This window comes from Rhizobium sp. 62_C5_N11_2 (genome assembly GCF_051811185.1).
In the GTDB taxonomy this organism is placed as follows: Bacteria; Pseudomonadota; Alphaproteobacteria; order Rhizobiales; family Rhizobiaceae; genus Rhizobium; species Rhizobium leguminosarum.
On the sequence record NZ_JBPWPW010000002.1, the window covers coordinates 949474 to 973790 of the forward strand.

25 protein-coding genes are annotated in these 24317 nt (G+C 61.0%); 9 read left to right on the plus strand and 16 right to left on the minus strand.

Features of this window, described 5'->3' with window-relative positions; translation table 11 throughout:
- The first annotated feature begins 54 nt into the window (after nucleotides 1-54).
- The 3 genes from AB8B31_RS28145 to AB8B31_RS28155 are packed head-to-tail and all read left to right on the plus strand — an operon-like array spanning nucleotide 55 to nucleotide 1216.
- The gene (locus AB8B31_RS28145; RefSeq protein ID WP_018245945.1) at nucleotides 55-411 is read left to right on the plus strand and encodes a hypothetical protein; all 357 of its coding nucleotides are present in this window, start codon (nucleotides 55-57) and stop codon (nucleotides 409-411) included.
- A 53-nt stretch (nucleotides 412-464) separates the two neighbouring features.
- On the plus strand, nucleotides 465-791 hold the full coding sequence (locus AB8B31_RS28150) for a DUF2934 domain-containing protein (protein ID WP_026188723.1): 327 nt from the start codon (nucleotides 465-467) through the stop codon (nucleotides 789-791).
- A 5-nt stretch (nucleotides 792-796) separates the two neighbouring features.
- Nucleotides 797-1216 (plus strand): HD domain-containing protein, encoded by a 420-nt coding sequence (locus tag AB8B31_RS28155; protein WP_032981504.1) that lies wholly within the window; start codon nucleotides 797-799, stop codon nucleotides 1214-1216.
- 148 nt (nucleotides 1217-1364) lie between these two features.
- Here AB8B31_RS28155 and AB8B31_RS28160 read toward each other — a convergent pair whose 3' ends face one another.
- Complete coding sequence (locus AB8B31_RS28160; RefSeq protein ID WP_018245942.1) at nucleotides 1365-1634, minus strand: hypothetical protein; 270 nt, start codon at nucleotides 1632-1634, stop codon at nucleotides 1365-1367.
- Between the two features lie 44 nt (nucleotides 1635-1678).
- Nucleotides 1679-1942 (minus strand): hypothetical protein, encoded by a 264-nt coding sequence (locus AB8B31_RS28165; protein WP_018245941.1) that lies wholly within the window; start codon nucleotides 1940-1942, stop codon nucleotides 1679-1681.
- Between the two features lie 249 nt (nucleotides 1943-2191).
- Here AB8B31_RS28165 and AB8B31_RS28170 point away from each other — a divergent pair, with 249 nt between their 5' ends.
- The gene (locus AB8B31_RS28170; RefSeq protein WP_018245940.1) at nucleotides 2192-2698 is read left to right on the plus strand and encodes an HIT family protein; all 507 of its coding nucleotides are present in this window, start codon (nucleotides 2192-2194) and stop codon (nucleotides 2696-2698) included.
- Between the two features lie 47 nt (nucleotides 2699-2745).
- Here the strand turns inward: AB8B31_RS28170 and AB8B31_RS28175 are convergent, their stop codons facing one another.
- From AB8B31_RS28175 to AB8B31_RS28205, 7 genes are all read right to left on the minus strand, one after another.
- Entirely contained in the window at nucleotides 2746-4596 is a 1851-nt protein-coding gene (locus tag AB8B31_RS28175; RefSeq protein WP_020493440.1) for a DUF2264 domain-containing protein, read from the minus strand.
- A 76-nt stretch (nucleotides 4597-4672) separates the two neighbouring features.
- Nucleotides 4673-5947 (minus strand): ABC transporter substrate-binding protein, encoded by a 1275-nt coding sequence (locus tag AB8B31_RS28180; RefSeq protein ID WP_026188722.1) that lies wholly within the window; start codon nucleotides 5945-5947, stop codon nucleotides 4673-4675.
- A 40-nt stretch (nucleotides 5948-5987) separates the two neighbouring features.
- Complete coding sequence (locus AB8B31_RS28185; protein WP_018245937.1) at nucleotides 5988-6713, minus strand: YesL family protein; 726 nt, start codon at nucleotides 6711-6713, stop codon at nucleotides 5988-5990.
- A 20-nt stretch (nucleotides 6714-6733) separates the two neighbouring features.
- Complete coding sequence (locus AB8B31_RS28190) at nucleotides 6734-7843, minus strand: ABC transporter ATP-binding protein (protein WP_018245936.1); 1110 nt, start codon at nucleotides 7841-7843, stop codon at nucleotides 6734-6736.
- Between the two features lie 15 nt (nucleotides 7844-7858).
- Nucleotides 7859-9031 (minus strand): glycoside hydrolase family 88 protein, encoded by a 1173-nt coding sequence (locus tag AB8B31_RS28195; protein ID WP_018245935.1) that lies wholly within the window; start codon nucleotides 9029-9031, stop codon nucleotides 7859-7861.
- Between the two features lie 4 nt (nucleotides 9032-9035).
- On the minus strand, nucleotides 9036-9872 hold the full coding sequence (locus AB8B31_RS28200; RefSeq protein ID WP_018245934.1) for a carbohydrate ABC transporter permease: 837 nt from the start codon (nucleotides 9870-9872) through the stop codon (nucleotides 9036-9038).
- Nucleotides 9869-10855 carry a carbohydrate ABC transporter permease gene (locus tag AB8B31_RS28205; RefSeq protein ID WP_131702024.1) on the minus strand — a complete coding sequence of 329 codons (987 nt, stop codon included), beginning with the start codon at nucleotides 10853-10855 and terminating at the stop codon, nucleotides 9869-9871. Before AB8B31_RS28205 ends, AB8B31_RS28200 begins: the two co-directional genes overlap by 4 nt.
- A 131-nt stretch (nucleotides 10856-10986) precedes the next feature.
- Here AB8B31_RS28205 and AB8B31_RS28210 point away from each other — a divergent pair, with 131 nt between their 5' ends.
- The 4 genes from AB8B31_RS28210 (at nucleotide 10987) to AB8B31_RS28225 (ending at nucleotide 15974) form a co-directional block, all read left to right on the plus strand.
- Nucleotides 10987-12783: a heparinase II/III domain-containing protein gene (locus tag AB8B31_RS28210; RefSeq protein ID WP_018245932.1), complete on the plus strand. Its 1797-nt coding sequence runs from the start codon at nucleotides 10987-10989 to the stop codon at nucleotides 12781-12783.
- A gap of 124 nt (nucleotides 12784-12907) precedes the next feature.
- A complete protein-coding gene (locus AB8B31_RS28215; protein ID WP_018245931.1) occupies nucleotides 12908-13816 on the plus strand; it encodes a carbohydrate-binding protein in 909 nt (302 codons plus the stop codon).
- Between the two features lie 99 nt (nucleotides 13817-13915).
- Nucleotides 13916-14584, plus strand: coding sequence for a response regulator (locus AB8B31_RS28220; RefSeq protein ID WP_018245930.1), 669 nt, complete (start codon nucleotides 13916-13918; stop codon nucleotides 14582-14584).
- Nucleotides 14574-15974: a sensor histidine kinase gene (locus tag AB8B31_RS28225; RefSeq protein ID WP_018245929.1), complete on the plus strand. Its 1401-nt coding sequence runs from the start codon at nucleotides 14574-14576 to the stop codon at nucleotides 15972-15974. The genes AB8B31_RS28220 and AB8B31_RS28225 overlap by 11 nt, the downstream gene beginning before the upstream one ends.
- A gap of 82 nt (nucleotides 15975-16056) precedes the next feature.
- On the opposite strand, the gene AB8B31_RS28230 is transcribed toward AB8B31_RS28225, so the two are convergent.
- The 7 genes from AB8B31_RS28230 to AB8B31_RS28260 all read right to left on the minus strand — a co-directional run bounded on the left by AB8B31_RS28230 (nucleotide 16057) and on the right by AB8B31_RS28260 (nucleotide 22756).
- Entirely contained in the window at nucleotides 16057-16938 is an 882-nt protein-coding gene (locus AB8B31_RS28230; protein WP_003549874.1) for an ABC transporter permease, read from the minus strand.
- 11 nt (nucleotides 16939-16949) lie between these two features.
- Nucleotides 16950-17768 (minus strand): ABC transporter ATP-binding protein, encoded by an 819-nt coding sequence (locus tag AB8B31_RS28235; protein WP_026188721.1) that lies wholly within the window; start codon nucleotides 17766-17768, stop codon nucleotides 16950-16952.
- A 95-nt stretch (nucleotides 17769-17863) separates the two neighbouring features.
- Nucleotides 17864-18877, minus strand: coding sequence for an ABC transporter substrate-binding protein (locus AB8B31_RS28240; RefSeq protein ID WP_018245927.1), 1014 nt, complete (start codon nucleotides 18875-18877; stop codon nucleotides 17864-17866).
- Nucleotides 18878-19116: 239 nt separating this feature from the next.
- Nucleotides 19117-20127, minus strand: a complete 1011-nt coding sequence (locus AB8B31_RS28245) for a GlxA family transcriptional regulator (RefSeq protein WP_018245926.1) — start codon at nucleotides 20125-20127, stop codon at nucleotides 19117-19119.
- The gene (locus tag AB8B31_RS28250; RefSeq protein ID WP_018245925.1) at nucleotides 20124-20702 is read right to left on the minus strand and encodes an isochorismatase family protein; all 579 of its coding nucleotides are present in this window, start codon (nucleotides 20700-20702) and stop codon (nucleotides 20124-20126) included. Before AB8B31_RS28250 ends, AB8B31_RS28245 begins: the two co-directional genes overlap by 4 nt.
- A gap of 123 nt (nucleotides 20703-20825) precedes the next feature.
- Nucleotides 20826-21608 (minus strand): FadR/GntR family transcriptional regulator, encoded by a 783-nt coding sequence (locus AB8B31_RS28255; protein WP_020493439.1) that lies wholly within the window; start codon nucleotides 21606-21608, stop codon nucleotides 20826-20828.
- A gap of 140 nt (nucleotides 21609-21748) precedes the next feature.
- Nucleotides 21749-22756, minus strand: coding sequence for a LacI family DNA-binding transcriptional regulator (locus AB8B31_RS28260; RefSeq protein WP_018517828.1), 1008 nt, complete (start codon nucleotides 22754-22756; stop codon nucleotides 21749-21751).
- A gap of 210 nt (nucleotides 22757-22966) precedes the next feature.
- Here AB8B31_RS28260 and AB8B31_RS28265 point away from each other — a divergent pair, with 210 nt between their 5' ends.
- The gene (locus AB8B31_RS28265; RefSeq protein WP_130729579.1) at nucleotides 22967-24286 is read left to right on the plus strand and encodes an alpha-L-fucosidase; all 1320 of its coding nucleotides are present in this window, start codon (nucleotides 22967-22969) and stop codon (nucleotides 24284-24286) included.
- Nucleotides 24287-24317 lie beyond the last annotated feature (31 nt).

Sequence of the window (24317 nt, forward strand, 5' to 3'; positions counted from 1 at the left end):
CGGAACTCTCACTGCTTGCAAAGGTTATTGGATCACAACATCGAGAGGTGATCCATGATGACTTCCAGATCCAACGTGCCGCCCGAGAGCGGGACAGATGACGCTCGTTCCGCCGATACGGAGCGAGCCGAGACCGATCGCAAGCGAGCATTGGAAAATGCCCGGCGCAACGTGAGTTCGACATCAGATCGCGATAGCGGCACTGAAACCCCAAGCCTGAAGCTTGCGAAAGAATATCTCAGCCTTGGCGGCCACCGTCGGTCCATGATCGACGACAACATCACCGATGTTCGCCAATGGGATGAGGATCCACCCGAGGCCGAGCGGTTCTGGAAGGAACGGGTGGAGACGCTTTCGAAGGGCAAGCGCAAACAGGTGGAGGATTTTCTTCCAACCGTCAACACGCCGTGAAAGCGACTGGGCCCGTTCCTCGGATGGCTCATCAAATGCCCCTGGAGGCGATCATGGCTATAGACAAGCACGAGCAGATCCGTCGCCGTGCCTACGAGATCTGGGAGGCCGAGGGCCGCCCGGATGGCGCCGACGAGCGCCATTGGCTTCAAGCCTGCGACGAACTTGCCGGCGAGGATGAGCATGAGACGCTGCAGAACCTGCTCGATGAAGACGATAGGGATGATGCAGCGCTGCTTCAAGGCGCCGGTGAGAGCGGCGATCTCGATCGGCGGCCGGCGAGGCCTGTCCAGGCCGCCGTGGCTCCCGTCCCTGGCATCGAGATGACGACGGGCGAAAAGCCTTCCCGACGGAAGATCAGGAAGACCGAGGGACCGTGATCGCCATGCAGCATCTCGACCATGCCATCCAGATTGCTCTTACGGCCCATGAAGGTAAGGCGGACAAAACCGGCCGGCCGTTCTTCGAGCACTGCCAGCGGGTAGCCCTTCTGGTTTCCGGTGACGAGACGCGAACGGTCGCCTATCTTCATGACGTCGTCGAGAAGGGAAGCGGCTGGACGCTCGACAGGCTGAGGGAAGAAGGCTTTCCGCCGGCGATCATCTCGGCGGTGAATGCTCTGACAAGGCGGCCGGACGAGCCGGATGACGACTTCGTCAGACGTGCGGCATCAAACCCGCTGGCCTTGCCCGTCAAACGGGCCGATCTCGAAGATAATCTCCGGCAGGCCGAACAAGCTGGCAAGAAAACGGAAAAATACCAGCGCGGCCTGGATCTTCTGCGCGACATCAGGAACGGACAATAGGAGTTCGGACAAATTTGCGCAGTTCGCCTGCAACTGCCACCAAGGTTGGCAATCGGCGCAAGAGCGCACTGCTCGGCTTCCATGTCATGTGCCGAGCGCGACTGCAACCTGGCCTCCGGTTGCAGCGGCGGAGGTCGTTGGCTCTATTTCATGCTTTGTTGGTAAACCACACGGTCGGCGCGCCGAGCACGCCTCCCGTGCGCATCGCCGTCTTCAGCTCGTCCAGCTTGCTGAACGTTTGCGCCGCTTCAAGCGTGGCAAACTCGTGGGTGACGGTAATATCGTTCGGATTGTCGATGGCTCGATAAACGGCTTGCGCCGTCACCCCATTGGCCTTCTGCACCGGCGAAAACGCATCATATATCTTGCGCCAGGCGGCGTAATCGGAGACCTCGTGCCTTACGAATAACGTCGTCATATCATCCTCCCGCGTTGCATTTCCAGGTTTGGTTGAGAGGCGTTTTACGATTGCACGAGGAACACCATGGTCTCGGGCAAGACACCATCATTCGCCATCGCATCGGCCGCTGCCTTGGTCTGCATGAAGGCCATCAACTTTTCCATATCAGCAACGTCCATGACCAAACCAACGCGATTAGACGTTTGAGGGTCTGTAAACGTGCGAATGTTCGTGACGCCAATCGGTTCCAATACCTGCTTGCGGATGGGTGAAGCGAGCCAGTGCTTCGTGTCTTTGACATTGTGATGGACCATTATGGTAGGCATTGCATCCTCCTCTGGCCTTGAAAAATGAAAGGCCAGTACATCACTACGCTTTGCTAAACTTTAGTTCAACAATATTGCGATGAGGGGGTGTTTTGCTATTTCTACCGAAGATATAAATATAATTATTTGGAGTAATCCGAAAATATTACGGTTGGCCACCGGTTTTGGCGCGTGTTATTTTTCCGGCAATGGCTTTCGCAATAGTTCAGGCGTCCGCGACCGCCGCGCGAGAGACGACGGAGGTTCAGGATGAACGAACGCCGACCATTTGATCTCAGGGCCTATGTGCACGACATCGGAACAAGGTCATGCTTTATCTGCGGATTGGTCAGGAATGACCCCGACTTCTTTCATCATCGCGTTTTTGAAGACGACGAGACGATCATCTTCCTGAGCAAGTATCCCACTCTGCCCGGCTATTGCCTTGTCTGTCCGAGGGAGCACCTCGAGGATCTGGCGCGAGACATGTCGACCGATGAATATCTTCGACTACAGGAGAATGTGCATATTTTGTCTCGCGCGCTCAAAAGCGTGTTCGACGCCGAACGAATTTATGTGCTTTCGCTCGGCAGCCAGCAAGCCAATAGCCACCTGCATTTTCATGTCGTTCCCTTAGCCTCTGGTGTGCCTCTTGAAGAGCAGCAATACCACGCGCTGATGGCGGAGTACGGGGTTCTGCAGATACCTGACGATCAAATGGCACAGTTGGCGCAGCGCATTGCCGAAGCATATCGTTCCGAGTTGACCGCCCGATAATCAACCGTCCGGCTCGCGGTTGAAACCCGGAAGCCAGTGCCTCCGAGCTACGTCCCGAGAGCGAATGCCGGCACCCCCGCGCCTTTCTCTCGAAAGAGCCGCTCCACCTCGTCGAGGCGGGGGTTGGCGGGCGGGTTATCGAGCGCATTTGCCCAATTCTCGCGACTGGGCAGGGCCATTGCCGCAGTTGCGAGCACGATGGTTCCGGGGCCGATTTCGCCGCGCAGCTGCGGCAGCAGGGTCTTGGCGTGGATGAGGTTGGTGTTTGGGATCGGGCTCATCGCATGGCCGGCCCTCGGATTGGGCGATAGATCCACGATAGCGCTGACGTCGGTCTGCCCGTACCAGACAGCCCGGCCATCCCTTGCATCGGAGCGGTCGGCATTGAAATCCGCGCGTTCGATCGCAAAGCCGCCTTCGATGGTGCTGAGGGCGCGCGGCGTAGCGATGCGGTGTAGGCGGATGTGCCACGGGTTTTCGGGAAGCAGCCAGGTTTCGATGGTGACGTCGTTCCAGGGGCGCCAGCGCGAATAGAGCAGGTCGCCTGTTATCAACGCCTCTTCGAGGGTTTCCCGCATGCGGAAATGGACGCCGTCGTCTGAGAGACCGATCATGCCGTCGAAGCTTGCGGCGGAGAAATTCCGGTCGTCGGCTTCGATGTTGAAAGCGTAGCGCGTGGAATAGACGAATTTCGAATATTTCTCGTTTGCGCCGAGCATCTTGTCGTGCTGCTGCCCCGAGGAGAGCACAACCACGTTTCCCGGCGTGTGCATGGCGACCATTCCCGCCGGCGTCAAAGCGACCGGCTCCGGAAATTCCGGCTGCGGCGCCTCCTCGGCGGTCCAGAACGGATGATCCCCCGCAAGAGCGAGCGGCAGGAAGAATTTCAGCGCCCAATAGGGTGACCCGGGAGAATTGTAGCTCTCGCTCATGAAGAGGTTCGGGTAGCCGTAGCCGACGGAGAGAACGCCGTCGCGCTCGGCAATCGGCATCGCCGACCACCAGCGGATATGGCGCATGTAATAGCCCTTGATCTCGGCCCAGGGCAGGGCTTCGACGCCGGCAAAGGCAAGCGCGCCCCAAAAGCCGCCCGCCGCGAAGCGGTAGGTCTGGCTGCGGCCGAAGGCAAGTGCCGCGCCATCGGGGCCGAACCAGTGGCGGATATCCCCGGCAAAGGTCTGGGCGCGACGCCGGAAGCGGTCCTTGCGCGCCTCGTCGCCTCGCGCCAGCACCGCATAGATCAGGCCGTAGAAATGCATGGCGAAGGGAATGTAATGATCGACCCGCCGGACCGGTCCGTCGCGATACCAGCCTTCCCCGAGGTCGAAAGCTTCCAGTTCTTCGAGATAGGCGAGGGTTTTCCGGTGATCGAACGCCACGCTTACGCGTTCCAGCCCGAGATCGATGAGCACACGAAAGAATTTCCAGTTGTTGTCGATGAATTCCAGCTCGCGCGCTCTGAGAAGATAGGCAGCGACCGTCTTCTTATCGCTGTCGTCAAGCGGTTCCCAGATATGCTCGGGGACAAGCGCCAGGGCGAAGCCGACGGCGGCGAGCTCGACCAGCCGCTGATTGCGGTCGGTAAGATCGCCCCAATATTCGGGATGAGCAGGATTGGTGCCGTTTGCGAGCCCGCGCCGATAGAGCTCCCAATGCGGGAACGCACCGCCGCCGGCAGCGAGCGGAACAATTCCCCAGAGCGGCCGCGCAAATCCTTCCAGGTCCGCCGCTGCCCGGTCGAAGATCGCGCCGGCTGCACCGAGGCGCACACGAGCGCCGCCTTCGGAAAAATACGGCAGCAGCGGTTCGAACAGATCGATGACGGCCTTGGAGAGGTCGTCGCGTGTCTTCAGGGGATTGCCGAAAAGCGGATTGGCCCGGGCGGGATCATATATCATTGTCAGCTCGAAATTCATGAAAAACCCGATCGGCCGCGGGCGGATGGTAACCCGCGGCCGTCGATATCTCGTGGGCCTACTTGATGGCCTTCACGCCTTCGGTCATTTCCTTCAACCCGTCGTCGACGGTGGTGTTGTCGGTCATGATCGCGTCATGCACACGGTTGAGCACCACCTCGATCTTGGCGGCGTTTGGGTTGACCGCCATCTCAAGGTAGGTTTTCAACGGCTTCAGCGCCTCCTTGCTGGCCGCATCCTCAGGAAAGCCCGGCGTTGCCGCGATCTTGGCGCTGACGTCATCCGTCTTGAGCGCGGGGAAGGTGCCCGTCGACGCGATGACATCAGCGCCCTCAGGACCGGTGACGAACTTGATGAAATCGAGAGCTGCATCCTTGTGGTCGGAATTGGCGTTGACCGCCAGCCCGGAGATCTGCGCGGCCGTTGTCCCGGCCGCGACGCCGTCGGGATGCGGGAACTTGACGATGCCCCAGTTCTTGCTCTTCGATTCACCCGATTTCACCTTGGTGATCTGGGTGCCGACGAACCAGGTTCCCATCGGCAGCATGCCGATCGTGCCGTTGAAGAAGAGCGCCGAATAATGCGTGTTTGACGTCTTCAGGAAGGCGTAGGAGGGAATCGCCCCATCCTTCTGCAGGGTGAGCGCCCTATCGTACCAGGGCTTGAGGAAGTCGTAGTCGCCGTCGACCAGCGTGTGTTTTCCGTCGAGGACGCCGGGCAGCTGAACGGTCGACCGCCAGGTATGCAGGAGCGCGCCGTAGGTCTTGTTGGTGCCCATGCCGCCGGTAAGCTTCTCGGCAGTCGCGTCGAATTGCGCCCAGGTCATGTCATTGGTAGGGTAGGGGACGCCTGCTTTGTCGAATATGTCTTTATTGTAATAGACGATCCAGAAGTCGGAGCGGAACGGCAGCGAATAGACCTTGCCGTCGATGGTCAGTTCCTCGATCAGGCCGCCATAGGGAGCCGGGTCGATCTTCTGATCCTTCACGAAGCTGCTGAGATCGGCGATGTTGCCGGCGCGCACCAGGTTGGTGTAGCCCGGCACATCCTTGATGGTGACGATGTCGATATCCTTGGAGCCGCCGGTCAGCTGCGTCGAGATCATCTGCTGATAGTCCTGCGAGCCGAGGTCCATCGGCTCGAACTTCACGTTGGGGTGTTTGGCCTGATAGGCCTCGATCAACGGCTTGTAATAGGCGGTCTTGTCCCAGTCCCACAAAGCCCATTTGAGCGTCACGGCGTCCTCGGCAAGCGCTGCGCCGGCCGTCGTTGCGGCCAAGGTGAAACCTGCCAAGGCAAGTCTCATCGTCCTCCCGAATTTATCCAAATACATTCCCGTTCTCCTTCCCTGGATCATCTCTGGATCAGTTGTTTTATGAAGCGTCTCGTATATGCGGTTCGCGGTGCGGCTGCGTTGCGTTTGGCAGGTCTAGAACCGTCACCGCCGCCCGATGGACGCCGAATGCGACGGCGAACATTCCGAGTGAAAAATTGAAGGTTGCCGGCATGAACACCGAAACCGGATAGAAGAGGATATGCGCCAGCCACAGGCTGGCGGCGAAGGCGAGCGCGGCTAGCGCCGGGAGCGGGCGGATGACCGAGGCGAGCGCGGCGAGGCGCAGCAGCCTAGAAGCCGGCAGATCGCGCATCACCATGAGAACGATGAGATGGCAGGCGAGGACCGCGATGAAAGCGGTGGCGACGAGGGCGATCGTCAGTGGTGCGCTCAGCAACAGATTGTCGCGTGCGCCGGCGGCATAGGTGACAATCGCATGGATACCGATTGCAAGCGCGCCGCTCAACGCCAGGCCCCAGGCGGTGGCGCGCCAGAAGTAGCGCAGAAAGGCTTCCGTGAAGTCCCGCAGCAGATAGGTGTTGCGATCTTCCACCAAGGCGACCGAGACCCGGGCCATGGCGGCGAGGGCTGCCGGCAGCGTCACGACGAAGAGGCCGGCCAGGATGAAGAGGATGTTCAGCTTGACCATCTCCCACCATTCGCGGACGAGGATCTCGGCGAACAGAGCAAGGCCGGTCCTCTTCGGCGCATCCTTCGCAATGCCCGGTCCCTCCCTCGTCCACATGTCCCGCAACCACTGCATAGCCGTCTCCCGCAGGCGCCTCAGTATAGAATCGAGCGTTCCGTTTCCTTGTCGAACAGCTGCGCATTGGTCATATCGGCGACCAGCGTCGCCTCCTCGCCGATATCAGGCCGGTAGCGCGGCGAGACGCGGGCGATGAGATTGCGCCCGCCTGCCACCATGTTCAGATGCACTTCCGAGCCCATGGGCTCGGCCAGTTCGACGACCGCCTTGAGGGGCGCCAGGTTCTCCGGTGCGATGTCGGCCGGCGGCAGCTCGTGGAAATTCTCCGGACGGATGCCAAGCACCAGTTCGCGGCCCTCGTAGGGGGCGATCCTGCCCTTGTCGAAATGGGCAGGCAGCGGCAGTTCCCGGCCGTCGAAGACGGCGATATAGCCGTCGTCCCGGCGCAAAATGGTCGAGGGCAGCATGTTCATCTGCGGCGCGCCGATGAAGCCGGCGACGAACATGTTGACGGGACGGTCGTAGAGGTTCTGCGGCGTATCCACCTGCTGGATGTGCCCGTCCTTCATGACGACGATCCGGTCCGCCATGGTCATGGCCTCCACCTGGTCGTGGGTGACGTAGATGAAGGTGGCGTTGAGGCGCTTGTGCAGCTTGGTGATTTCCGAACGCATCGTGCCGCGCAGTTTGGCATCGAGATTGGAAAGCGGCTCGTCGAGAAGGAAGACCGCCGGATTGCGCACCATCGCACGGCCGAGCGCGACGCGCTGGCGCTGCCCGCCCGAAAGCGCCTTCGGCTTGCGGTTCAGGAGATGAGAGATGTCGAGGATCCTGGCGGCGTCCTGCACCTGGGCATCGATGAAGTCGCGCGACACCTTCCTCAGCTGCAGACCGAAAGCCATGTTCTTGTAGACGGTCATATGCGGGTACAGCGCATAGTTCTGGAAAACCATGGCGATATCCCGATCCTTGGAGGGAACGTCGTTCATGACGTCGCCGCCGATCTTGAGCTCTCCTCCCGATATCTCCTCGAGGCCGGCGATCATCCGCAGCGTCGTCGATTTACCGCAGCCGGAGGGGCCGACCAGGATGATGAATTCCTTGTCAGCGATTTCGAGGTCGATGTCGTGGACGACGGTGAGCGCGCCGTAGGATTTGTTCAGCTCTTTAAGCGAAATGCTGGCCATCGGGTCCTCCTGAATTCACCAATAGGAAGACCAGCTGCGCGAAAGGCGCGTCAAAGCTTCCATGTAATAATAATCTCCCCAGGAGACGCATTCATCGACACCCTCGCCGCGGCAGGTGTTGAAGGGCGATTTCTTCGAATAGGTGGCGTGCAGCACCAGGCCGTTGGAGACGGCTGGGTCCTTGACCGCGTAGTGATCGGCAAGGCTCTTCATCATGCGGCGCGCCAGGGTGCGATAGCGTGCGGCCGGTTCCGGCTCGACGAGATCGGCCATTTCCAGAAGGCCGCAGGCGGTGATCGACGCCGACGAGCTGTCGCGCGGCTCGCCGTCGCCGTCCGAAAAGACGAGATCCCAATAGGGCACCATGTCGGCCGGCAGCCGGTTGAGATAGAAGGCGAGCAGCCGGTCGAAGGTTTGGCGGTATTCCTCGATCCGCTCATAGCGATAGGAGAGCGCCATTCCCGAGATGGCCCAGGCCTGTCCGCGCGCCCAGGCGCTGTCGTCCCTGTAACCTTGCTTGGTGGCGCCGCGCACCGGCGCTCCCGTGACCGGGTCCATGTAGAAGGTGTGATAGGTGGAATCGTCCGGCCGAACCGAATTGGCGAGCGTGGTGCGGGCGTGAATGAGAGCGATCTCGCGATATTTCGGATCGCCGGTCTCGCGGCTCGCCCAGTAGAGAAGCGGCAGGTTCAGCAAGCAGTCGATGATGTAGCGGTATTCTTCCGCCACCCCCTTGCGGCCCCAGGCCTGGATGAACTGGCCGACGGGTTGGAAACGCTCGATCAACTGGTCGGCTGCCAGGATGGCGGCCCTGCGGCCATCCTCATCTCCGACAAGCTTCCAGGCGGCGATGCAGGAGGGCGAATAGAGAAAGCCCATGTCGTGATGATCCGTCTCGATGCGGTTCACGATCCGATGCAGGAACGATTGGACCTGGATCTGCGCGGCATCGCGGAAAACCGCCTCGCCGCTGTGCTCGAAAGCGAGCCACAGCTCTCCGGGCCAGAAACCCGCGGTCCATTGGTCGTTCGCCACCGCGGGATAGAAATTTCCGACGCTTGAATGGTTCTGCGAGGCATGGGTGAAGGCGGGAAGGTTGCGCCTGATCTGCCCGACGGCAAGATCGAGCGCGGCTTTGACCTCCTGGTCGGTGATCGGCTGCGGGGCGACGGACGAGACGGCGTTCATGGATTTAACCCTTCAGTCCGGTCGAGGCGATACCCTCGACGAAGAAGCGCTGGAGAGAGAGGAAGACGACGAGAACCGGAATGAGGGCGACGACAGAGGCCGCCATGATGAGCCCGTATTCGGCCGAATATTGCGAGATGAACATGCGAAGGCCGATCTGGACGGTCTTCAGCTCGGTCTTGGTCAGGTAGATCATCGGCCCGAGAAAATCGTTCCAGGTGGTGACGAAGGTGAAGATCGTCAGTGTCGAGAGCGCGGGCTTCGACAGCGGCAGCATGATGCGCGCCCAGATCTGGTACTCGTTCATGCCGTCGATGCGGGCCGCCTCGCAGAGCTCGGTCGGGATCGACATGTAGAACTGCCGCATCAGGAAGACGCCGAAGGCGGTGAAAGCCTGCAGGCAGATCAGTGCCAGATGGGTGTTGTTGAGGCCGAATTCGCGCATCAGCAGGAATTGCGGCACCATATAGACCTGCCAGGGCATGGCGATGGTGGCGATGTAGCCGAGGAACAGGGTGTTCTTGTAGGGGAAATTCAGCTTGGCGAAGGCGTAGGCGGCAAAGCTGGAGGTCAAAAGTTGCAGCAGCGTGACGATGATCGTCAGCTTCGAGGTGTTGTAGATGAAGAGCGCAAGCGGGATCTTCGTCCAGATATCGACGTAGTTATGCCATTGCGGCTCGGACGGTATCCACTCGATCGGGAAGGCGAAGACGTCGCGGCTGAGCTTCAGGGATGCCGAGAGCATCCAGGCGAAGGGCATCAGCATGATGAGCGTGACGGCGATGACGATGGCGTAGATCGCGACCGATTTGAGGGTCACCTTGCGTCCTGCGATCCTCATTCACCATCCTCCCTCTGGCGCCGGAACTGGAAGACGGTGACGGCGAGCACGAGGAAGAACAGAACGAGCGCAACCATGCTGGAATAGCCGAGATCCCAGGAAATGAAGGCCTCGTTATAGATGTGGTAGACGAGGACGAGCGTCGAGGTGCCGGGTCCGCCCTGGGTGATCATGTAGATCTGGTCGAACACCTTGAAGGACTGGATCGTCAGCATGACGGTGACGAAGAAGGTCGTCGGCCCGAGCTGCGGCACCGTGACATGGATGAACTTCTGCCAGGAATTGGCGCCATCGAGATCGGCGGCCTCATAGAGCTCCGAATTGATGCCCTGCAGGCCGGCCAGATAGATGACCATGTAATAGCCCATGTTCTTCCAGATGCCGAAGAGGATCACCGTCACCATCGCCCAGTGGCGATCGGCCGCCCATCCCGGCATGTTCTTGGGATCGAGGCCGAGCGTGTAGAGGATCATGTTCACCGGTCCCATCTCGGGATTGAAGATCATGTTCCAGACGACCGCGACGGCCACCAGCGAGGCGACATAGGGGAAGAACATCGCTGTGCGGAAGAAATCGCGCCCCGCGATCTTCTGGTTGAGAAGTACGGCAAGGCCAAGCGCGCATATGAGCGTCGCCGGCACGGAAGCGACCGTATAGATGACCGTGTTCCAGAACGCCGCGATAAAAGCCTTGTCATCGAAGAGCCGCCAGAAATTGTCGAGGCCGGCGAAGGTGATCGCATTCGAACCGTCCCAATGCATGAAGGCAAGCACGAAGGCGAACAGGATCGGGCCGAGCGTGAAGACGGCAAAGCCGATGAAGTTCGGCGCGATGAAGGAATAGGCGACGATCGCGTTGCGGATCCTGCGCTGGCGCTTGGACAGGACCGCGACCTTCCGACCGGAGGTTGCCATGGCGCCATCCGTCGCGATGACCGAATTCGATAGGGACACCGATGCCTCCTCTTCCTCCAGCAACGACATAGCACATATCCGGTATTGGTCAAACAAGTTCTGAATAGGTCATACGAATTTTATGGAAAGCGCAAAATACATATGATAGGTGAGCATGCAGACCAAACGCCCATCGATGCTTTTCCGGTACGGGGAGAGACATGCTCAGCGAGATTTCAGGGGAGCTGCCGGATGTGCTGGGCGATTTCACGCCCGGGGCGGTCTGCTCCGATCGCGCCAGATGGAGCGCTGTGCCGCAAGCGGTACGGGATCTGATCATTCGCGAGGCCGAAGAGACGCTTGCGCGCGCCTTGCCGCTGATTGCGGCTTCGGATTACCGGGAGTTCACCGCAACGGGCAACCGCGCGCGCTTCGAGGAGCTTTATTTCACGCGGCGGCGGATGCTCAACAATCTGGTGCTCGGCGAACTCATCGAAGGCAAGGCGCGGTTCCTGCCGAAGGTCGTCGACGGCATCTTCCTGATTGCGGAGGAGAGCGGGTGGCAGCTTCCGGCGCATAACGCCTATGAACGAAGCGGCGCGCGCCTGCCGCTTCCCGACAATTCGCAGCCTGTCGTCGATCTCTTCGCCGCCGAAACGGCGGCGCTGCTTGCCACCATCGTTGCATTGCTTCGCGACGAGCTCGACGGCATCAGCCCCGAGATTACGGCACGCGTGGAACGCGAGATCGAAACCCGCATCCTTTCGCCCTATCTCGGCCGGCATTTCTGGTGGATGGGCCGCGGTCAGGAGCGGATGAACAACTGGACGGCGTGGATAAGCCAGAACGTCCTGTTGACGGTCTTCTCCCTGAAAACCGATCAGCCCACGCGTCACGCCGTCGTCAGAAAGGCGCTCGGCAGCCTCGACGCCTTCCTGAAGGACTATGCCGAGGACGGGGCCTGCGAGGAGGGCGTGCTCTACTACCGCCACGCCGCACTCTGCCTGCATGGCGCGTTGACCATCCTGGATGCCGTGGCGCCCGGCCTGTTCGCCGGGGTCTGGCAGCAGCCGAAGATCCGCAACATGGCCGAATATATTGCCCATATGCATGTGGCCGGCCGCTACTATTTCAACTTCGCGGATTCCTCCGCGGTGGTCGAACCCTGCAGCGCGCGGGAATACCTGTTCGGACAGGCGGTCGGCTCTGAGATGCTGGCTGAGTTCGCTGCATCCGACAGGGCCGCTTCCGACAATCCGCACCTGCCCGGGGAATGGAACCTCTGGTATCGCGTGCAGGAACTGCTGGTCGGCCCTGCAATCCCCGCCGCCGCCGAGCCACCTCCTGCATCCGGGCGCGATATCTTCTATCCCGGCATCGGCCTGTTCATCGCCCGCGACCGGCAGTTTTCGCTTGCCGTCAAGGGCGGCAACAATGGCGAGGGCCACAATCATAACGATGTCGGAAGTGTCACGCTTTACAAGAACGGACATCCGTTCCTGATCGATGTCGGCGTCGAGACCTATACCGCAAAGACCTTTTCGGCGCGGCGCTACGAGATATGGACGATGCAGTCGGCTTTCCACAACCTGCCGACATTCGCAGGCGTCATGCAGTCGGCCGGCGAAGCCTTTGGCGCGCGCGATGTCGAGGTCGAGTTTGACGAACGGAGCGCGCGCATATCGCTCGATATATCAGGCGCCTATTCCCCCGAGGCGCAGCTGCACAGCTACCGGCGCGTCGTTTCCCTGCTGCGCGGCCGCCACGTCGAGATCGTCGACACCTATGACGGGGGCAAGCCGGCGGTCCTGTCTCTGATGACATGCGTGGTGCCGACTGTCGGCCCCGATAGGATCGATCTGGCCGACCTCGGCAGAATTTTCGTCGATGGCACCGGCGAGATCGAAATTGATGAAATCGTCGTGGACGACGCCCGGCTGAGATCGGCCTGGCCCGAGAAAATCTATCGGCTGCGCCTGCCGTTTGCCGGCAGGCTCCTGAGATTGCGGATCGTCTAGAACAGGATGATTTTAGGCCGGGTCGGCCTAAAATCTGAATCCTGTTCTAAATTAAAGAGTTAGAGCATGATGTCGTCCGAAAATCGCTCACACTTTTCGGCATCATGCTCTGGGGAGGACGAGCATGGAATTGACGCTGAAGATCGTGGATGCCGATGGGGCAGTGCTGGCCAGTTCCGCAGGCCGGGACGAGACGTTCCTGGTCTATCGCCAGAGCTATCGCGAAGGCGATCGCGTGGTCGTGGAGGTCTCCGAGCCCGGACATGTCTTCCTCTCCCTTGATGGCGCGATCCAACCCGGCCTGGTCTATATGAAGGAATGCGCCTATTCGCTCGCTGTGCCCTTCGGCGACAAACGCAAGCCCTATTCCCCGAATGCCTTCAGGGGCGATATCCACCGGCTATCAGCGCGAAGCACGCGGCCGGACGAGATCATTCACCGGCGCAATCTCGCTCTCAACCCCTGGGACGATCACGCCAATCGGACGCTGTTTCCGCATGCGCGCGCCAATGTCGAAACCCGGGGCGAAGCGGTCTTTGCCGCGCGTAACGCGATCGACGGCGAAAAGGCCAACGATGATCACGGCTTCTGGCCCTATACGAGCTGGGGCATCAATCGCGATCCTCACGCGGCGCTAACGGTGGAATTCGGCCGGCCGGTCAGGATCGACGAGATCGTTTTCTATCTCCGGGCCGACTTTCCGCATGATTCCTGGTGGGAAAAGGCCAGCGTCACCTTCTCGAACGGCAAGACCTCCTGTTTTCCGTTGGTGAAATCGGGCGTCGCTCAAGCCTTTCTGATAGAGCCCTGCATCGTCGAATGGGTGGAACTGCACAGGCTGATCAAGGCCGAGGACGCCTCGCCCTATCCGGCGCTGACCCAGATCGAAATCTGGGGAATCGAGGCGTCGGGTGCTGGAGACCAGGACGTCCCGGTTGCGGTCGAAGGCGATTCCGGGAGGGCTCATGGGCGCCTGAAAACTTCCGTTCCTGTCAGCGTTCGTCTTGACGACGCGGAGACCGATCGCAGGTGATACCATCTCCTTCTGCTTCGGTCGGGAACAGAGGCCAGGTATCAGCGGTGGAAACTGTGTCACGCTTGTCAGACCGTTTGCACGTGCTAGGAAGGTCAGATGAGACTGCTTGTGGTGGAGGACAACAAGGATCTGGCGGCCTGGCTGGGTAAAGCCCTGCGACAGGCGCAATACGCTATCGACATTGCCCATGACGGCGAGGACGCGGAGCATATGCTCAAGGTGGCGGAGTATTCGGCGATGATCCTCGACCTGGCGCTGCCCAAGCTTGACGGATTGACGCTGTTGAAGCGATTGCGGCAGTCCGGAAACAAGCTGCCGGTCATCATCTTGACCGCGAATGCGAGCCTGGACGGCCGTGTTGCAGGGCTTGACAGCGGCGCCGACGACTATCTCGCCAAACCCTTCGAAATCGCCGAGCTCGAAGCGAGGATTCGTGCGGTGGTCCGCCGCGGCCAGGACCGGGCATCATCCGAGATTACCGTCGGCAACCTGCGCTTCTCCGGCGGGACGCGGCAGTTTTTCGTCGCAGGCGAGCCGCTGCAACTGACGCCGCGTGAATATGCCGTGCTTGAGCAACTCGTCATGAAGCTTGGCAACACCGTCTCGAAAGCCGCCCTTTCCGAAAGCGTGTTCGGTTTCGACGACGAGGCGGATCCGAGCGCCATCGAAATCTACGTCCACAGGCTGCGAAAGAAGCTCGAGGGCAGTTCGGTTCAGATTGCCACGTTGCGCGGGCTTGGCTATCTCCTCAGACATGTCCAGTAGCCTCGTCACCAAGGTGGGCGCGACGATCGCGCGGCTCAGCCAGAGCCTGAGGGTGCAGTTGCTCTGCTGGGTGCTGCTGACCCTGTTCGGCGCGATCGGTTTCAATCTTTACGACAGCTTCTGGACGGCTGACGCCACAGCAAAGCTGGTGACGGATCGAACACTTCTGGCGTCGGCGCGCGTCATTGCCGAAGCCGTCCGTGTCGACGAGGGCGGCAATGTTCAGGTGGACGTGCCGCCTTCCGCGCTGGAGATGTTTGATACGGGCTTCGGCGACCGTGTATCTTATCAGGTGATTACCGCATGGGGCAGTCTGGTCAGCGGCTTTCCCGACCTGCCGTTGCCGGCCGTCCAGCGCACCGGTGAGGATCGCACGTTCCACGGTGCCGATGTTCGCGTCATGATGCTCGACCATCCTGTCGTCGGCCTTCCCGATGACGGCGCGATCTCCGTGACCGTCGCCGTTACGCATAACAGCCAGTATGCGATGCGAAGGCAATTGTGGCTCTCAGATTTTTCGAAGCAGTTCGTGCTCGTCTTCGTCGCAAGCCTGGTGACCATCCTCGGCCTGCAGCGTGGCCTGGCTCCTGCGCTGAGGCTGCGGGACGCCCTGCGCCAGCGCGGGCGCAACCGTCTCGATCCGCTGCCGCCGGAGATGGTGCAGAGCGAGCTGCAGCCGCTCGTTCACGCCCTGAACGACTACATGGAGCGCGTCCAGAACCAGATGGCCGCGCAGCGACGGTTCGTATCGAATGCGGCGCATCAACTGCGAACCCCCCTGGCGCTGATTTCGACGCAGGCGAGCGTGGCGGCCCGCGAAGCCGATGCTGCTCGCCGCGACGAGGCGCTTTTCGCCCTTCGCACCAGCACGAAACAGATTTCGCGTCTTGCCAGCCAGCTCCTCACCTTATCGCGGGCCGAGCCCGGAAGCCGGCGCCCCCGGAGCGATGCGACCGACCTTACGAAGGCTGCCCGCGAGATCCTGGAAGCGCATGCTGAAGAGGCGCTCAAGCGCAACATCGACGTCGGCCTGGAAGCCGTCCGCCCGGTCATTGTCGACGGCGACGCGACGATGTTGCGCGAGATGTTGGTCAACCTCATAGACAATGCGATCCGCTATACCCGCCCGAACGGACGGGTGACCGTCGCCGTCGGGCAGGCGGACGGCAACGCCGTCGTGACCGTCGAGGACAACGGGCCGGGTATTCCGAGCGGGGAGCGCGAACAGGTTTTCGAACGCTTCTACCGGATCATGGGGACTGAAGCCGAGGGGAGTGGTCTGGGGCTAGCGATCGTTCGGGAGGTCGTCGAAGGCGCTGGAGGTTCAGTCTCGCTCGATGACGCGGAAGGCGGTGGGCTCGTCGTGACGGTGCGGCTGCCGCTCGCTTAGACCTAAGTGCATCAAATGAAAAGAAGGCCGGGCATCGCGCCCGGCCTTCAGTTCGATCTGCCTTGGGAGGAGGTCGATTTGATCACTGGGTATCGAGGTGCTGCTGCGGACGCCATTTCGCCAGGCGGTTCTCGATCAATGTCATGATGTATTCGGCAAAAAGCGTGACGACCATGACGAGGAGGATTGCCGCGAACATGCCGGCCGCGTCGAACGTCCCCTTGGCGATCGAGATGAGCTGGCCGATACCGAAGCGGGCGCCGACGAATTCGCCGACGATTGCGCCGATGATCGCGAAACCGAAGGACACGTGCAGACTGGCGAAGATCCAGCTCATCGCCGATGGGATGACCACGGTGCGGGTGACCTGCCAATCCGAGGCGCCGAGAATGCGGGCGTTGGCGATCATATTGCGGTCGGCCTCGCGCACGCCCTGGAAGGCGTTTGCAAACACCACGAAGAACACCATGATGAAGGCGAGTGCAACCTTGGAGGGCAGGCCGAGACCCATGATCATGATGAAGATGGGGGCGAGAACGACGCGCGGTATCGAGTTGATCGCCTTGATGTAGACGGAGAAAATGTCCGACAGGAAGCGGTTGCGGCCAAGACCGATGCCGACGAAGACGCCGGTGATCGATCCCGCGAAGAAGCCGATCAGGGCCTCCTCCATCGTCACCCATAGATTATACCAGAGAGAACCTTCCGTGGTGCCCTCGGTTGCCCATTCGTAGAGGCGCTGAACGACGCCGCTTGGGCTCGAATAGAAGAACGGATCGATCCACTGCATGTTGGAAGACAGCTCCCACATGCCGATCACGAAGACCAGGATGGCGATCTGCCAGAAGCGCACCAGCGTCTTGCGCCGGCGCATTGCCTTCAGCGCCGATGCCTCGATTTCTGTGTCCGACGTGCCCGGCCGAAACATGGTGGCCGAACCGGCCTCAAGTGTGGTGTGTGCCATGATATCCTCCCTCAGGCCGCTTCGCTTGCGCGGCGGTAGCTGGTCTCGACCTCCTCGCGCAGGTCCTCCCAGATCGTCTTGCAATAGTCGATGAAGCTCTGCTCGTAGCGGATTTCCGACACGACGCGCGGGCGGGGGAGATCGATCGTATAGACCGACTTTACCGTCGCAGGGCCGGCGGTCAGGACGTAGACCTTGTCGGCGAGGGCGACAGCCTCTTCGAGGTCGTGGGTCACGAACACCACCGAGGCCTTGCGCTCCGCCCACAGTTTCAAGAGCTCTTCATGCATGACCGTGCGGGTCTGCACGTCGAGAGCCGAAAACGGCTCGTCCATCAGCAGGATTTCCGGCTCGTTGATGAATGTCTGGGCCAGGGAGACGCGCTTGCGCATACCGCCAGAAAGCTGGTGGGGATAGTGATGGAGAAATTTCGAAAGGCCGACGCGGGCCAGCCAGTCGCGTGCGCTCTTTTCCGCTTCAGTGCGCGACTTGCCCCGAAACAGCGGGCCGGCCATGACGTTGTCGATCACGTTCTTCCAGGGAAAGAGTGCGTCGGTCTGGAACGCGAAGCCGACACGCGGGTCAATGCCGGTGATCGGCCCGCCCATCAGCCGGACTTCACCGGCGCTCGGGCGTGCGAGACCCGTCACAAGATTGAGCGTCGTCGATTTACCGCAGCCGGTAGGGCCGACGACGGCGACGAACTCCCCGCGGGCGACCGTCATGTTGAAATCGCGCAAGGCCGTAAGGGACTTGCCGGTCGGCGAGACGAAGCGGCGGCTGACGTTGATCAGCTCGATCGCCGGGATCTGGTTCTTGTCATGTTGCATGATGATACCTGAGGCGTGCTTTGGGCGCGTGCACGCAATGCCCATGGATCGATCGGGAGGCCGCTTCCGGTTGGGACCGGAAGCGACGCGACGCCTTACTTGACGTTCTTGACGAACTCCGTCGTATAGGTCTTGGAAAGGTCGATCTGCTTGCCCTTGACGTTCTTGGAGAACTCCGAGAGCACGGCAAGCACGGTCTTCGGACCGTCTTCCGGCATGACGCCATCCGGTGTGAACATGCCCTTGCCGTCGTCGAGAGCCTTGATGTAACCGTCCTTGTCGCCGACGTAGAAGTCTTTCGGCATCTTGTCCGCGATCTCGGCAGCTGAATGCGTGTTGATGTAGCGCAGCGTCTTGACGAAGGCGTTGGCGAGCTTCTGCGCCTCTTCCTTGTGTGCGTCGACCCAGGAGGCTTCCATGTAGAGTGAGGCGGCCGGATAGGTGCCACCGAGCGCCTGACGGGTCGACTCGACCGTGCGCATGTCGACAAGCACGCTCGCCTCGCCGGTCTTGATCATGCGCGAGATCGTCGGCTCTGTCGTCATGCCGGCCTGGATCTGATCCTGTTGCATGGCGGCGATGAAGGTGCCGCCGGCGCCGACCGGGACCGTCACGACGTCGCCGGGCTTCAGGCCGGCCTTCGAGGCCATGAAGAGGGTCAGGAAGTTCGTGGACGAGCCGAGACCAGTGACGCCGAGGCTCTTGCCCTTGAAGTCGGCCGGCGACTTGATGTCAGGGTGCTTGCTCGAAACCATCTCGACTTCGCCCGGCGCCTGGCTGAACTGGACGATGGATTCGACGAATTTGCCTTTGGCCTGCAGGTCCACACAATGGTCGTAGAAGCCGACCACGCCCTGGACGGCGCCGGCCAGAAGCTGGTTTTCGGCATCGACGCCGGCAGCTTCATTCAGCAGTTCGACGTCGAGACCCTCGTCCTTGAAGTATCCCAGCGATTCGGCAAGCTTGGCGGGCAGATAGATCTGCTTCTCATAACCGCCGACCATGATGGTGATCTTATCGGCCGCATGTGCGGCGCTGGTAGCCAAAGATGCTGCGGCGAGAAGCGTCGAAAAAGCGACGGTGTGAAAAAGGCTGCGTGAAGAACGCATGGAAATCTCCTCCTGTGGTTTGCTAGCATCGTCGTCTCGCCACTTTGACCGTGTCTCCTCCACGATGCTGCCCCTTCCTATGACGTCGAAGCTTTCAACTAGCTTTCAGTCACGGATGGGTAAGCAGCCCGTGGAATTCCATCCATGCATCCCCCGTCGTGGCAAGCGCTTCAACGTGAAAATTGGGAGAGAATATGTCCGCGACCGTCATCGCGATCTGGTGACCGGTGGTGAGCAGCCTATGAACCTGCGGGCAGCCTTGCCCGCGCCGCGCTCGGCGGGCCGTCATTCAAACGGTTCCAGGCGCGGCGGAGCTGCCGCGCCGAGCCGAAGCCGGCGCGCATCGCGACGGCCTCCATGTCCAGCCGCGAACCAGAGAGCATCTCGCGGGCAAGAGCCACGCGCATGCGGTTGACGAAATCCGTAACGCTCATGCCCGTCTGCTCGTTGAACAGCCGTGAAAGGTTGCGCGGGCTGGCGCCGCTGAGGCGGGCGAGGGACGCCACCGACCAGTCCTGAGTGGGGTTGGCGACCACCGCATCCTGTGCACGGTGAATGACCGGGTGAATATGGTTGCGACCTTCAAGCCAGGGCGAAAGCTGCGGATCCGAGCCGCCGCGCCTGAGATAGACGACAAGATATCGCGCCACCGCAAGCGCGCAGGCATGCCCCACCGCTTCGGCGACGATATGCAACATGAGGTCTATGCCGGCGGTGATGCCGGCACTCGTGAGGCGGTCTCCGTCCTCGACATAGAGCCGGTTGTCCCGGACGCGCGCGGTGGGCGCGAGCCTGATCAGATCTTCCATACAGCCGTGATGGGTGGTGCATTCGCGACCGTCGAGCATTCCGGCCTCGGCAGCGAGCAATGCGCCCGAGCAGATCGAAGCCAGTCGAATTCCCGGACGGATGGCGCGCTTCAGCCATGCGATAATGGCAGCCTGGTCAGCGCGTTCCTGTTTGTCCCACGGACGACTGTTTGCCATCGGGGCGTCGGCGCTGCCGGCAATGACGACAAGCGCGCTATCGGGCAAGCGTTCCGGCAATGCGACGACACCCGTAACGGCAAGACCGATCGAACTGCCGACCGTCGCTGATGGGCCGATATAGGTGACGGTAAAGCGGACTGTGCGCTGTTCGAGGTTCGCCTTGCGCAGCACTTCGATCGGGCCGGCGACGTCGAGCAGCAGCACGCGCGGCGGCACGACGACGAAGACCGGGATATCGAAGGGCTGCGCGGCGTCCGTCATGCGGCGAGTGACTTTTCGCGCCCCGCCAATGCCTGTTCGACGGTCGCGATCCGAGCGAAACGGCCTGAGAGGACCAGTTCGGTCCGGTCCCGGATTTCCCTTGCGCTCCAAGTGCGTCCCGTTGCGTCGGTCATCGGGAAGGTCAGGGTCGCTTCGCCGACATAGTCGACCTGATAGCCGAGATCGGAGGCGTGTCGGGTGGTGGTCTCGCAGCACTGTTCCGTGCGAATGCCGGAGACGAGGATACGACGGACGCCGTTCTCGGTCAGCCACACGTCGAGACCGGAACCGACCAGGGCGCTGTGGCGCCCCTTCCTGAACGTCGCCTTGGGAGTGATCCTGAGCGGGGCGAGTGTGCTGACGAATCCGGATGCTTCCGAAAACGGCCCGTTTTCATCGACATGGAAGATCTGGATGATGGGTATTCCATCGGCTTCCGCGCCGTCGATCAGAGCCTGCTGACGATCGATGTAGGCGGATGCCAGGTTTTCATCCCAGTAATCGCGTTGTCTGAAAGACTCTTGGGCGTCGATAACGAGAAGGACAGTATCGTGGCCGGACATTTTTTGCTCCATGGCGGTTGATCATGAAGCCATATTCGGCAATTTGATGGCACGAGAAAATGCGCGCACCGGACAAATAGCGGACAATTCGCGCCAATCGCTGCGGACGCTTCCAGACAGTTCCGGGATCAACTATCAGCTCGTAAAGCTTCGCAGATCCTTCAGCAGGTTGCGGTACCTTGCCTGGCTGCCGACCAGGTGCTCACGCATGGCGTTGCGGGCAGCCTGATCGTCCCTGTCGGAGATGGCGATGACGATCGCTTCGTGCTCCCTGTGTATCAGCTTTCGGTAGGCGGTCTGCTCGGCTGTCCTTGTTTCAGGGACCAGCCGCGACTGCGGGATGATCGCCGAGCCCTGGGACTCCAGGAACTGCCGGAAGAGCGGATTGTTCGTGGCTTCGGCGATGGCGGCATGGAGTTCCAGATCCGCCTCGCGAATGGAGTGATCGCTCTCGATGCACAGGAGGATTTTCCGGTGGCATTCGAAAATCGCCTCCTCCTGCGCGGGCGAGCGGCGCAAGGCCGCAAGACCGGCGGCTTCGATTTCGACAGGCGTTCTGATCTCGAGCACTTCCAGATCGGAAACAACGCGGGCCTTGTCGGCTTTCCCAGCGGAGAGAACCGGATCGGCGCCGAGGACGAAGATACCCGCTCCCTGACGCACCTCGACAAGCCCGTCGGAGCGAAGCGCGGCCACGGCCTCGCGCACGACGGTGCGGCTGACGCTGTGCGTTTCGGTCAGTTCATGCTCACTCGGAAGCTTGTCGCCGGCCGAATACTGGCCGCTCAATATGGCTTGCCGGAGGCTTTCGCCGACCTGTGAGACCAGCGACCCGGAGCCTTTGCTGCGATCCTTCATCTGCATAGCCACGCACGCCCCCGCATCGGCTTTGATCCGCATGCCGTTCAAACGCGGCATTGCGAAATTCACAATTCATCACACATGTATGACAAATTTTTCCGACTTTCAATGCATAACGGCCGGCCAGTGAAAATCCGGCACTGCGCTTACATCTCTCGACGCGGCTTTGGCATATGCGTGAGGACCGGTGGAAGCACTCACAGCCGCCTGGTCGATTCCCCGCGCACGAATCTCGGCGTCAGGATGAAATCCTGCGGCGGTGCGGCGGCGCCCTCCGGGCTTGCTATTCTAGCCAGCAGACGCTGCGCCGCCAATTCCCCGAGCTTCTGCGCATCCTGCACCACCATGGTGATGCGGGGCGTGATGACATTGCTCCAGGGCACGTCGTCGACCATCGCTAGCGACACGTCGTCAGGGCAGCGGAAACCCATCTCCTGCATCACCTGAAGTGCTGCGAGGCCTGTCATATTGTTGGCGCCGATGATGGCGGTCGGCCGGTCGCGGCGGGTCAAGAGCCGCATCGCCTGTGCATGGCCGCCGGTCCTGGTGTAGCCGCCTTCGACCACCAGCGAAGGATCGATGTCCACACCGGCGCCGGCCATCGTGTTCATGAAGCCCTTCAGGCGCTCGTCGGCAGTGTGCAGGCCGCTCGGCCCGGAGATGAAGCCGATGCGCCTGTGGCCGAGCTGCAGCAGATGTTCCGTCAGGATGGTGGTGGTCAGCGGATTGTCGGAGCCGACAAAATCGCGCTCGGCGCCCTCCACTTTCTGGTCGAACATCACGATCGGAGTTTTGAAGTCGCGCAGGAATGTGGCGTACTCCTCGCCCCGCCCATTTGCCGCCAGCGCAATGCCGGCGATCTTCTGCGCCTCCAGCCGCTCCAGCAGCGCCCGTTCGAGATCGGCCCTGCCGGAGGAGTCGGCGATGAGGACGAAATAGCCGTGGTCGAGCGCCTGGTGCTCGATCTCTCGCCGGATGTCGCCGAAGAACATGTTTCCGAGATTGGCCGAAACGAAACCGATCAGCGAACTGCGTCCGCGCGCCAGCGTCTGGGCCACCGGGTCGATGCGGTAACCGGTCGATTTTATCGCCTGCTGGATGCGGTCAAGCGTCTCGGCGCCGACCCGCTTCGGGCTATTGAGCGCCAGCGAGACGGTCGAGATTGAAACCCCCGCAAGGCGCGCGACATCTCGTATGGTGGTCATAGCTATCGAACCGGTTCTAATGTCTTGTTATGTCCGATTTTATTGGTCGGCGCAACATGCATGCTTCAAATCAGTTGTTTTGCAGGGTTTGCTTTTCTGATCTTGTGATCGCGAATTTCGGCTTGACAGATATAGGATCAGGCGAGATGATCATTTGCCGAACCGGTTCGATATGACGTTCAACCGGAAAACAGGGAGGAGAAACCTGTCATGAGTTCGGAACGCCAGCCGGAAAATCCGGCATCAGGAGGGGCGGGCAAACACGCCTGGTTCAGCCAGGATCGCCTGGGCATGTTCATCCATTGGGGCCTCTATGCCTTGGGAGCCCGGCACGAGTGGTTGAAGAACCGCGAAGAGCTGACCGACGACCACTACCAGCGCTATTTCGACAATTTCGATCCCGATCTCTACGATCCCAAGGAATGGGCTCGCCGGGCGCGTCTTGCCGGCATGAAATATGTCGTGGTGACGACCAAGCACCACGAGGGTTTCTGCCTCTGGGACAGCAAGGTGACGGACTACAAGGCGACGAACACGCCCTGTGGCAAAGATCTGCTGACGCCGCTGGTCGACGCCTTCCGCGCCGAAGGGCTGAAGATCGGCTTCTACTATTCGCTGCTTGACTGGCACCATCCCGATTTCCCGATCGACGTTCACCATCCGCTACGCAACCATCCCGACGCCAAGGCGCTGAACGCTGGCAGAAACATAGCCAACTACGCTGCCTATATGCGCGAACAGGTGCGCGAGCTTCTGACCGGCTTCGGCCGCATCGACATCATCTGGTTCGATTTCAGCTATCCCGGGCGCGAATATCGCGGCCTGCCCGGCAAGGGGCGCGCCGACTGGGAGAGCGAGCGCCTGGTTGATCTGGTGCGCGAGCTGCAGCCTGAGATCATTGTCAACAACCGCCTCGACCTGCCGCCCGGCAACCTGCCTGACGTCACGACGCCGGAGCAATATACGCCGCGGGTCGCACCCGCCATCGCCAGCCAGGGGGTACTCTGGGAAGCCTGCCACACCTTCAGCGGCTCCTGGGGTTATCACCGCGACGAAGATACCTGGAAGAGCCCGGAACAGATCATCCAGCTGCTGATCGATTCCGTCGCGCTCGGCGGCAACCTGCTGATGAATGTCGGCCCGACCGGCCGGGGCACGCTCGATGCGCGCGCCATCAGCGCGCTCGAGGTCTATCAGAACTGGATGGCCGTCAACGGACGTTCCATCTATGGGGCAGGGCCCTCCCGCTATCCGGTGCCGGCTGGCTGCCGTTATACCCAGCGCGGTAACCGCCTTTATCTGCACGTCTACAATTGGCCTTACCGCCACATCCACATCGAAGGTCTCGCCGACAGGATCGCCTATGCGCAGTTCCTGCACGACGCCAGCGAGGTGCACTGGCTGAGCCATGCCAAGGATGTGGATTCCAATATCGGCGTGACGGTGCCGGAAGGCATGATCACGCTCGAACTGCCGGTCCGGCGCCCGGACGTTACCGTGCCGGTGATCGAGATCGTCCTGAAGGCGTGAGCTCGATCGCACTCGCGTGTCCTTTGCGTTC

Coding starts and splice junctions, on each gene's coding strand:
- AB8B31_RS28145 (WP_018245945.1), top strand. CDS start 55: ATGATGACTTCCAGATCCAACGTGCCGCCCGAGAGCGGGACAGATGAC.
- AB8B31_RS28150 (WP_026188723.1), top strand. CDS start 465: ATGGCTATAGACAAGCACGAGCAGATCCGTCGCCGTGCCTACGAGATC.
- AB8B31_RS28155 (WP_032981504.1), top strand. CDS start 797: ATGCAGCATCTCGACCATGCCATCCAGATTGCTCTTACGGCCCATGAA.
- AB8B31_RS28160 (WP_018245942.1), bottom strand. CDS start 1,634: ATGACGACGTTATTCGTAAGGCACGAGGTCTCCGATTACGCCGCCTGG.
- AB8B31_RS28165 (WP_018245941.1), bottom strand. CDS start 1,942: ATGCCTACCATAATGGTCCATCACAATGTCAAAGACACGAAGCACTGG.
- AB8B31_RS28170 (WP_018245940.1), top strand. CDS start 2,192: ATGAACGAACGCCGACCATTTGATCTCAGGGCCTATGTGCACGACATC.
- AB8B31_RS28175 (WP_020493440.1), bottom strand. CDS start 4,596: ATGATATATGATCCCGCCCGGGCCAATCCGCTTTTCGGCAATCCCCTG.
- AB8B31_RS28180 (WP_026188722.1), bottom strand. CDS start 5,947: ATGTATTTGGATAAATTCGGGAGGACGATGAGACTTGCCTTGGCAGGT.
- AB8B31_RS28185 (WP_018245937.1), bottom strand. CDS start 6,713: ATGCAGTGGTTGCGGGACATGTGGACGAGGGAGGGACCGGGCATTGCG.
- AB8B31_RS28190 (WP_018245936.1), bottom strand. CDS start 7,843: ATGGCCAGCATTTCGCTTAAAGAGCTGAACAAATCCTACGGCGCGCTC.
- AB8B31_RS28195 (WP_018245935.1), bottom strand. CDS start 9,031: ATGAACGCCGTCTCGTCCGTCGCCCCGCAGCCGATCACCGACCAGGAG.
- AB8B31_RS28200 (WP_018245934.1), bottom strand. CDS start 9,872: ATGAGGATCGCAGGACGCAAGGTGACCCTCAAATCGGTCGCGATCTAC.
- AB8B31_RS28205 (WP_131702024.1), bottom strand. CDS start 10,855: ATGTCGTTGCTGGAGGAAGAGGAGGCATCGGTGTCCCTATCGAATTCG.
- AB8B31_RS28210 (WP_018245932.1), top strand. CDS start 10,987: ATGCTCAGCGAGATTTCAGGGGAGCTGCCGGATGTGCTGGGCGATTTC.
- AB8B31_RS28215 (WP_018245931.1), top strand. CDS start 12,908: ATGGAATTGACGCTGAAGATCGTGGATGCCGATGGGGCAGTGCTGGCC.
- AB8B31_RS28220 (WP_018245930.1), top strand. CDS start 13,916: ATGAGACTGCTTGTGGTGGAGGACAACAAGGATCTGGCGGCCTGGCTG.
- AB8B31_RS28225 (WP_018245929.1), top strand. CDS start 14,574: ATGTCCAGTAGCCTCGTCACCAAGGTGGGCGCGACGATCGCGCGGCTC.
- AB8B31_RS28230 (WP_003549874.1), bottom strand. CDS start 16,938: ATGGCACACACCACACTTGAGGCCGGTTCGGCCACCATGTTTCGGCCG.
- AB8B31_RS28235 (WP_026188721.1), bottom strand. CDS start 17,768: ATGCAACATGACAAGAACCAGATCCCGGCGATCGAGCTGATCAACGTC.
- AB8B31_RS28240 (WP_018245927.1), bottom strand. CDS start 18,877: ATGCGTTCTTCACGCAGCCTTTTTCACACCGTCGCTTTTTCGACGCTT.
- AB8B31_RS28245 (WP_018245926.1), bottom strand. CDS start 20,127: ATGACGGACGCCGCGCAGCCCTTCGATATCCCGGTCTTCGTCGTCGTG.
- AB8B31_RS28250 (WP_018245925.1), bottom strand. CDS start 20,702: ATGGAGCAAAAAATGTCCGGCCACGATACTGTCCTTCTCGTTATCGAC.
- AB8B31_RS28255 (WP_020493439.1), bottom strand. CDS start 21,608: ATGCCGCGTTTGAACGGCATGCGGATCAAAGCCGATGCGGGGGCGTGC.
- AB8B31_RS28260 (WP_018517828.1), bottom strand. CDS start 22,756: ATGACCACCATACGAGATGTCGCGCGCCTTGCGGGGGTTTCAATCTCG.
- AB8B31_RS28265 (WP_130729579.1), top strand. CDS start 22,967: ATGAGTTCGGAACGCCAGCCGGAAAATCCGGCATCAGGAGGGGCGGGC.